Consider the following 1,672-nt stretch of genomic DNA (forward strand, 5'->3'; position numbering starts at 1 on the left):
TTCCCCTTATGCGGCCAATAAAGTCCCACCCCAGTGATTTTATGTGCCGAAACCATGCACTCTGAAACCCCGCATCTGTAATAAGTATGACTTTTGCTTTGGGATTTACGCGCCGGTGAAGTTCATCGAGAAATTCTTTTTGTATCAGCAAATTATTTTGCTTTGCTGAAGATACAAGCCGACTAAGCAGAGGGATTGAACGCCCATCACAGATAAGACTGGCACGAAGGATGTGATATTCCTGGGACGGGTAACCGCTCCAGTCGACAGCGATAAAATGTTCGGGCAGGCATAGAGGTGATCTCATTGAATTTGTTAGCGCAATCAGTAGATCACAAAACTCTATGCCTGTCTTTTTTTCTGGGGATTCCTCAGACTTACAGGGGGCTGCCTGATGAAACAAAAGGATCTTCTTGAGATCTTTTTTATGCCTTTAACTTTCGCGCCCTCCGCTCGTTTTGTAAAAGCAACGATGCCTTCCATCTGACGGTTCACGGCGCAGGTTGGTTTCAAATTCAGCGCCCCCCCAGCATATCGAGGAAAGCCTTGCCGGCAGCACTCCTGGTATCCACCGGCTGCTCTGTGGCCCTGAGGGTGATCCCCCGCTGATTCAGGCTGTAAACGGTATCCTGCAAATCCCGGATGCTGCGCGCCAGACGATCTACCCGCGTCACCATCAGCGCATCACCCGGGCGCAGGAAGTCAGATGGATTTCCTTCTTATTAATCTTGTGTGACCTTCAACTCTCCCTGTCATGATGTTTTCAAGCCCATTAATAATTCCTGAGCAGTTATGGCATGCAGGGAAATCCTCATTTCTGGCTCCAACCAGACGTTGGGTATATATGTAACTGGAACTGAGTTTACTAGCTACTCTAGCCTCAGTATCAGTCATGGATATGATATGGTTCAGCGCCTGTACCTCAGCGTGCAGCCCTGCAATCCCAGCCATTCTTGGTAATATATTATTATTGCTCGCCAGATGATTTCTGATCCTACGTTCAACAACCTCATGAAGCTCCGAACCTGACGCTGCATATAATTTCTTGATTTCAGAAATGAAAATGTCAACATTTTCCACATGATAATAACCAAGGCTCGTTTCAGGTCTCCATTTTGTTGATTCTTTTAGCTTTTCTGGAGAGTAATCCTTAAACCTTCTTTTGACTTTTTCATCTATCAGACGGACTCCCGGGAATGTGTTTTTATTGCTCAGGCTTCCGGGTAAATTTACAAATCCAGATTTAAATCTCGGAGTTTCACCGCTGCCGCTGGGTACATTTAAAAATCCGGCATGTGCTGCATAGTTCTTTAATTTTGTTTTAGTATATTTCATGTCTCTCGATGTTTTTTGTCTTTTATTAGGTTTTAGTTTTTTAAGGCTGGATTCATTTATTTCAGCTTCGTCAAGTATTTTCTTTGTTTCTTGCGTAAAGATTCGATGATATAACTTTAGCATAGGATTATTTTTATACATAAGCGCTACAACGTTAAATGACTTGTGTGGATATGCCAGGTCAAGCCATTCTGTAACACGCCCATCGTTATCCTTCATGGATACAGGATTATTCCGTACCATCCTGAACAGGTTCAGCCCGTCCGCCGTCCCCGCCGGGTCTGCGCCCAGCCAGCGTCCCGCCCACGGCTGGTAATAACGGTATCCGTAGTAATAC

General features: G+C 45.1%; 1 protein-coding gene and 2 pseudogenes. All 3 read right to left on the reverse strand.

Features of this window, described 5'->3' with window-relative positions; genetic code table 11:
• Positions 1-274 (reverse strand): annotated as a pseudogene (locus AC3G3F_RS23765) (transposase); the annotation flags it as partial.
• A 68-nt stretch (positions 275-342) separates the two neighbouring features.
• A pseudogene (locus tag AC3G3F_RS23770) lies at positions 343-704 on the reverse strand (recombinase family protein); the annotation flags it as partial.
• On the reverse strand, positions 703-1,672 hold a 970-nt coding region (locus AC3G3F_RS23775), incomplete at its 5' end, for an RHS repeat-associated core domain-containing protein (protein WP_488395925.1). The gene AC3G3F_RS23775 and the pseudogene AC3G3F_RS23770, both read right to left, overlap by 2 nt.

It is taken from the genome of Salmonella sp. FC25216 (assembly GCF_057751355.1).